8 protein-coding genes and 1 pseudogene are annotated in these 6957 nt (G+C 42.4%); all 9 read left to right on the plus strand.

Annotated features, from left to right (window positions below):
* Positions 1-181: pseudogene (locus FC24_RS11790) on the plus strand (hypothetical protein); the annotation flags it as partial.
* Entirely contained in the window at positions 178-579 is a 402-nt protein-coding gene (locus FC24_RS08560) for a hypothetical protein (RefSeq protein ID WP_057874476.1), read from the plus strand. The pseudogene FC24_RS11790 and the gene FC24_RS08560, both read left to right, overlap by 4 nt.
* A gap of 2 nt (positions 580-581) precedes the next feature.
* The gene (locus tag FC24_RS08565) at positions 582-995 is read left to right on the plus strand and encodes a hypothetical protein (RefSeq protein WP_057874477.1); all 414 of its coding nucleotides are present in this window, start codon (positions 582-584) and stop codon (positions 993-995) included.
* 1 nt (position 996) lies between these two features.
* Positions 997-1644, plus strand: a complete 648-nt coding sequence (locus FC24_RS08570; RefSeq protein ID WP_057874478.1) for a major tail protein — start codon at positions 997-999, stop codon at positions 1642-1644.
* A gap of 15 nt (positions 1645-1659) precedes the next feature.
* On the plus strand, positions 1660-2100 hold the full coding sequence (locus tag FC24_RS08575) for a collagen-like protein (protein WP_057874479.1): 441 nt from the start codon (positions 1660-1662) through the stop codon (positions 2098-2100).
* Positions 2101-2119: 19 nt separating this feature from the next.
* Positions 2120-2482: a phage tail assembly chaperone G gene (gene gpG, locus FC24_RS08580; RefSeq protein ID WP_057874480.1), complete on the plus strand. Its 363-nt coding sequence runs from the start codon at positions 2120-2122 to the stop codon at positions 2480-2482.
* 56 nt (positions 2483-2538) lie between these two features.
* Complete coding sequence (gene gpGT / locus FC24_RS11955) at positions 2539-2670, plus strand: phage tail assembly chaperone GT (protein ID WP_420805257.1); 132 nt, start codon at positions 2539-2541, stop codon at positions 2668-2670.
* 13 nt (positions 2671-2683) lie between these two features.
* Positions 2684-6679 (plus strand): tape measure protein, encoded by a 3996-nt coding sequence (locus FC24_RS08585; RefSeq protein ID WP_057874481.1) that lies wholly within the window; start codon positions 2684-2686, stop codon positions 6677-6679.
* A 12-nt stretch (positions 6680-6691) separates the two neighbouring features.
* The coding region (locus FC24_RS08590; RefSeq protein WP_235807361.1) for a phage tail family protein at positions 6692-6957 on the plus strand (266 nt) is incomplete at its 3' end.

Here is a 6957-nt window from a genome sequence, read left to right on the forward strand (position 1 = left end):
GGGGACGGATAAAGTGTCCGTGACTTTAAACATTAGAAATGCGAATCCACAGTACATGCCTACGGTTAAACAGGTATTCGTAATTCAGAATGGCCTTTATAGTGGCATGCATTTTAATATTAAAAATGTAGCAGTTGCGAAAACACCTGGCTATGTGAAAGTGGTAGGTGAACAGCAATGAGAGTCAAGCTGCGTGGCGAAAGGGATTTAGAAAAAATACTAGCTAAGCGCTTTGGCAAAAGTCAAATGCAGCGTGTTGTGGATCAAGCCTTAATTAAAGGCGGTGAAAAGGTTGCTGATATAATCCGGCAGAACATGCAGTCGTTTGCTGATACCGGTAAATCAGCGCGAGCTACTGCCGTTTCCAAGCCAGTAACGGTAAATGGTTTGCGTGAGGTTAAAATCCATTGGCAAGATTCGACTGAGCGTTGGCGGATTATCCATTTAAACGAATACGGTCATTTCGACAAAGCCGGAAAGTGGGTCAATACCGCTGGGAAAGGCGTGATTGAAAATGCCATGCGCCAAGGTCGAAATGTTTATTTTGCTACTGTCAAAGATGAGTTGAGGAAGTTATAGCCATGGAAGATATGATGAAAAAAATCTATCAGGCATTGTTAAACAATGAAGCAGTTATGGCTTTAGTTAAGCGCGAAGATATTCGTTTTTTTGACTATCCGAATGCTGATGAGATCAACGGGAATGTAGTTGTAATTGATTCGTTGGCGACGCCGATACCGGCGGATTTTGCCGATAATGATAATTTGACCTATGAGTATCTTTATCAGATTGATGTGTTTGTAAAACAAAAAAATGATGTGAATGGGCGTGTCGTTAGTGACAAGCTCATTTTTTTAATCCAGCGAGCGATGTGGGAACAACTGGGCTTTGGCGAAACGTCCAGTATTAAGCCAGAGTACATTAAAGATTTTAAGCTGTACCACCAAGCAAAGCGCTTCGCTGGCAAAAAATATTACAAGTTAGGAGTGGAATAAAATGGCAAAGAACTATCACTCTTTTACTGGCTTGACTGAATTTTACTATCAGGTACAGGGAGAAGATGTTAAAGAAATAAAGGATCCGGAACGGATTCGGTATTTACAAGAAATTTCGGTGTCAAAAGAACAAGAACTGGAAGAAGCCCATGGGGACGATCAGGTTGCTGAAATTGCAGTTGCTAACGGAACGATTGAGGTTGAGGCTGGTTTTCATAAACTGCCGCTTGAAGACCGAATAGCATTATTTGGGCTAGAAACTTCTGAGGATGGCCTGGTAGCTGTAGGCAATGATACGCCACCGTATGTGGCGGTAATGTTTGCTAAAACGATGGAGGATGGATCACGTGAATACGTAGGTCTGCCGAAAGGGATCTTTACCTTTTCCGAAATTGAAGGGAAAACTAAAGAAGATAGCGTTGAATTTAGTTCGGATTCTTCCAAAGGAAAATTCATGCAAGCGCCAGTTGCCGGCTTTAGCGAAGAAAAATCAATGTTAATGGGACACGATCCAAAAGGGACAACTACGATGCGCGATGCAATTCGCAAAGCTATTTTTGAAACTGAAGATGGCGACACTGATAAACCTGATGCTACTGCCACTTACAATGGTGGCGCCTTATATACTGACCAGATTAAATACAAATAAGAAAGGTGATAAATTATGGAAATAACAGCCAAAAAAGTAAATGCAGAAGATGAAATTAAAGCCGAGGATCATAACAGCTTAGTTGCGGACGTTGCGGAATTGGCCAAAACAGCTGCTAAAGGGCCAAAGGGCGATACCGGTGAACAAGGTCCTATTGGAGAAACTGGGCCAGCAGGCAAGGATGGCGCCAAGGGTGAGCAGGGCGAAACAGGTCCGCAAGGCCCCGTGGGTGAAATGGGACCGGCCGGCAAAGACGGAGCCAAAGGTGATAAGGGTGACACTGGCGCACAGGGCCCCGCAGGCGAGACTGGACCAGCTGGTAAAAATGGTGCTGATGGTAAATCAATCAAAGCAGGCGTTATCAATTTAGATAAAAACAGTGTGGTTACTGGTGCAACAGTTACTTTTACTGATGATTCCAGCGTTGACTTTACTGTCAATAAAGCAGCCGAATAAGAAAATGGAGGAATAAATAATGACAAAACGCAATTTTATTAAATTAATCAAAATTGATGATAAAGGTAAGGCTAAATTGACCAAAGAAGGGAAAGCACAGTACGACACCTTTATTACGCCAACTCAGATTCCATTCCGAAAAATCTATGATGCGGCAGACTTGATGGACGGTAGTTCAAGCGGTAAGGAATCTTCGCGGGATAGTATGGACCAAATGTTGGATATGGTGGTGGATATTTACGACCACCAATTTACTAAAGATGACTTGCTAGACCGTCTGCACGCGCCGGACGCCGTCGAAGAATTGACGCAGCAAATTGAATTTATTGCGCAAGGACAAATGGATGACGAACGAAAAAAAGAACTGGCCAAGATGATCTAAATGTTCATTCTTGGTCTGAATATAAAAGTATCCTAAAAAAAGTCATGTTAACCATGATGAAGGACGGTGGGAAAGACATCAACGAGATTCTTGATATGCCTTTCTCATTTTTTATGGAATTAATCGAAGAAAACGAAAAACCAAACGTTAAGCACGAAGAAAGCATGATTGCAGCCTTTAGCAGCTAGGAGGTGATGGCCAGTGGCAGAACGGATTAAAGGGTTGCAGATTGATCTCAGTTTAAATGACATGGGAATTGGCAAGAAATTATCTGCAATTAAGCGAGAATTTCGCGCCTTAAACACTAGCATGAAAGTGTCAAATAATAACTTTAAATTTGGCGAAAAATCGGCCGCCTCCTATAAAGCCCGCATGAGTGAACTGAAAACTGCAGTTAATGGCAGCACGAAAAACTTGGACCAGCTTAAAAAGCGTCATGCCGAGGTGTCGGCTGAGCAGGGTGCAGGATCTCGTGCGGCTTTAAACTATGCTAACGAGATAAATCGTGAAACTGATACCTTAAATATGTATCGGGACCAATTAAGCCGGGTGACTGCAGAATATCGGGAAAATTATTCGGTCTCAGGAATGCTAAGCCGCGGATTTAATTCTATCGGCAATGGTTTTAAGGCGGTAGGCACAAAAGCCCAATCAGTCGGTAGCTCACTGACCAGCCACATCACAAAACCTGCTGGGATTGCTGCCACTGCGATGGCTGGTATCACTGCCAAAATGGGATTTGACCGTTTAAAAGGGTTAGACACTGCTAAAGCCAAGTTGGAAGGCCTGGGATACTCAGGTAAAGAGGTTAAAAGTATCACTGACCAGGTAACAGATGCGGTTAAAGGCGGCATGACTACCCTTGGAGAAGGAACCGATATTGCTGCTGGTGCCCTAGCTGCAGGGGTTAAGCAAGGTAAAGATTTAAAAAAGTATATTCAATTAGTTGGCGACGCTGCTGCTGGTGCTAATCGGCCTGTCAACGAAATGGCTACAATTTTTAACCGAGTCCAAGGTCAAGGAAAATTAATGACCGAGGAATTGAATTCGATTGAAGATGGTATGCCTGGTTTCTCACAAGCAATGGCCAAACATTATGGCGTTTCCATGGAAAAATTCCGAGATATGGTTTCAGATGGAAAAGTTCAATCTGAGGATTTCTTAGAAGTGATGGATGACTTTGCAGGTGGCATGGCGTCATCGTATGCCAATTCTTGGGAAGGCATGGTGCAAAATACCAAAGCTTATATTGGACAAATCGGCCAGGGCTTTTTGCAGGGATCATTTCAACAAGCTAAAAGCTCGCTAAAAGAGCTCGAAGATCTATTGAGCTCAGACAGTGTACAGCAATGGGCTCAGAGCGCTGGTGAAAGTTTAAGTTCCGGAATCAATATAATGGTTAATAAAATCAAAGAACTAGTTGACTGGTGGAAAGGCCTGGATTCTTCCACTCAGCAAACTATTGGTGAAGTTGCTAAGTGGTCTGGTATTGTGCTGGTTGCAATCGGCCCACTGCTAACGATATTTGGTAAATTAGCTGGAACCATTGGTGGCATGTTTGGTGTGTTTGGCAATTTTATTGGTTTAATTGGTAAAGTTGGTTTTGCAATCAAAGATGCCGGCGGCTTAATCGGTGGCCTAGCCTCGGCTTTTCCCAAACTTGCTGGTGTTATTGGCGCAATCACTAGTCCGATTGGATTAACAGTAGCTGCAATCATTGGCCTAGGTACCGCTTTTGTAATTGCTTATAAAAAATCAGAAACTTTTAGAAATATTGTTAATAATGCGTTTAACGCAGTTAAGGACACACTTAGCGCTGTTTGGAATAATGTAATTAAACCCGTTATGGGTAAGATCGCGGAAATATTTGGCGAAGTATGGGGGAAAATAAAAGATTCTGCTGGTACTATTTTGCCAGATCTACTAAGCGGTTTCACACGTGTTTTTGGTCGTATCGGTAAGATTATATCAGGGCTATCCGCGATAATAAAAGCAATCATGCCTGGGCTTAAGGCCATGTTTAAAAGCACATTCGATGGAATTGGGAATATCGTTACTGGCGCTACTGATGTAATTCTAGGCATTGTTAAAGTATTTGCTGGTTTATTCGGCAGGAATTTTGAATCAATGTGGGATGGTGTTAAGCAAATATTTAGTGGTGCCATCAATATCGTTAAAGGTATAGTTAAAGCTAGCTTTGTTGGCCAGATTGTTGCATTTATTAAAGGTATGTACACCACATTAATCGGCTGGTTTAAAAAACTGTGGCAAGGCACCGTGAATATTTTTAATAATTTAAAAAATAGTGCGGTAAATATTTGGAATGCGATTAAAAACGCCGTGGTTAATAAAGCACAGGCTCTCTGGAATGGCGTTAAGAATCACTTTAATAATTTAAAAAATAGCGCTGTTAACATTTTTAACAGCATAAAAGCTTTTGCCGTTGGGGTCTGGACAAGCATTAAAAATACTGTTGTTAGGCTAGCACAAAACTTGTGGAATGGCGTTAAGAATCATTTTAATAGTTTAAAAAATGGTGTTGTCGCTATCTTTAACAACGTTAAAGCTTTTGCTGTCAGAGTCTGGACAGGCATAAAAAATTCCGTCGTTAAGCTTGCTCAAGGCCTCTGGAATGGCGTTAGAAATAAATTTAACGCCTTAAAATCTGGCGTAGCTAACATCTTTAAGGCAGTTAAAAATACTGTTATTAATATTTGGACGTCAGTTAAGAAAAAAGTCGGTGGACTAGCCAGTAGCATGAAAGACAACGTGCTTAAAGTTTTGCGAAATATGCGCGACGGGATTAAAGGCATCGTTGATAAAATCAAAGGCTTTTTTACCGGCATGGTAACAGCCGTGAAGCAAGGCCTTAACAAGCTAATCGATGGGGTTAACTGGGTCGGCGGCAAGCTCGGGATGAAAAAACTGGGCAAGATTAAATTATCTACTGGCACCGAAACAACCGAAACCCGTAACGTTATTACTAACGGCAAAATTAATCAGGATACGTTTGCGACGGTTGGCGATAAAGGCAGAGGCAATGGCCCTCACGGTTTTCGCAACGAAATCATCCGCTACCCGAACGGTAAGATGACTATGACGCCAGATCAAGATACAACCGCGTATTTGCCTAAGGGATCGCGAGTATTTAATGGCCAGCAAACTTTTAATGCGCTAACTGATTTACCACGATTTGCTAAAGGCACATTGTGGGACAAAACTAAGAGCGCCGTTGGTAAAGGTACAAAATGGTTAAAGGGCAAAGTGGACGATGTGATGGATTTTGTCGGCCATCCTGGTAAATTACTAGACCATGTGCTTAAGGCATTTGGCGTCAATTTTGATTTTGTCGAAGGATCGCTACCCAAAGCTTTAATGGACGGTTTGTTTAAAAAGTTAAAAACAGCAGTTAAAAATAAATTTGCGCAATGGCTTAAAAAAGCCGAAGCTGATGGCGATGCTGGCGGTAAGCACGGTAACCCCGGTGGCGCTGGGGTCCAGCGTTGGAAAAAATTAGTTAAAAAAGCTTTGCGGGCTAATAAGCTGAGTACTAGCGCTGCGATGGTCAATAAAATCTTAAGCCAAATCAACACCGAATCTGGTGGTAATCCTAAAGCAATGGGTGGCACCGATGGCTTGGCCGATGGTCGAGCCATGGGATTAATGCAAACTAAGCCAGGAACATTTAAAGCTTATGCTTTTAAAGGCCACGGTGATATCTGGAATGGATATGATAACCTGTTGTCCGCGTTGCATTATGCTAAAGTACGTTATGGTGCGGCTTTATCGTTTCTTGGCCATGGCCACGGCTATGCTAGCGGTGGTTTTATTAAGACGCCAGGCATGTACAATTTGGCCGAAGGCAAATTCCCAGAATTTGTGATTCCAACTGATCCCAGTAAACAATCAGACGCGATGAAGCTATTAGCATTGGCTTCGCAACAAATTAATCGGCAGAATAGTAATAAGCGGCCTAATCAGTTGCGTGCACCAATCAGTGCCACTAACAGCACGTCTACAGACGGTTACGCAGAGCTCAATCGCAAATTTGATACGCTATTAGCTATGTTTGGCCGCTTACTAGGTGTTAGTGACGCCCAACTTAATGCGATTAAAAATAATAACCCAGACAAACAGCAACAGTACAAACAACAAGCGGCTGACCAAATTCTAGCTGATTATCAAGCTTTGACGTAGGAGGTGCAATCAATGTCGTGGTTAAAAATAAAGGTAGGTGATCAAGATGAGGTGGACCCGAGCGAAGCCATCCCTGGCTTAAAATTTCTGGGCGATACGAGCACGCCGGAAATTGCTAATGAGTATCAGGAAAACGCTGGAACTGATGGCAGCATTTTTAATTATGCAACGTACAATAAAAACACCATTAATGCTAATTTTATTCTACATTTCCACAATTGGAGTGGCCTTAAGCTAGCCCAGCACGAAATCTATCGGCTGTTTTTGCAAAAGCAATT

This window comes from Loigolactobacillus rennini DSM 20253 (assembly GCF_001436505.1).
GTDB lineage: Bacteria > Bacillota > Bacilli > Lactobacillales > Lactobacillaceae > Loigolactobacillus > Loigolactobacillus rennini.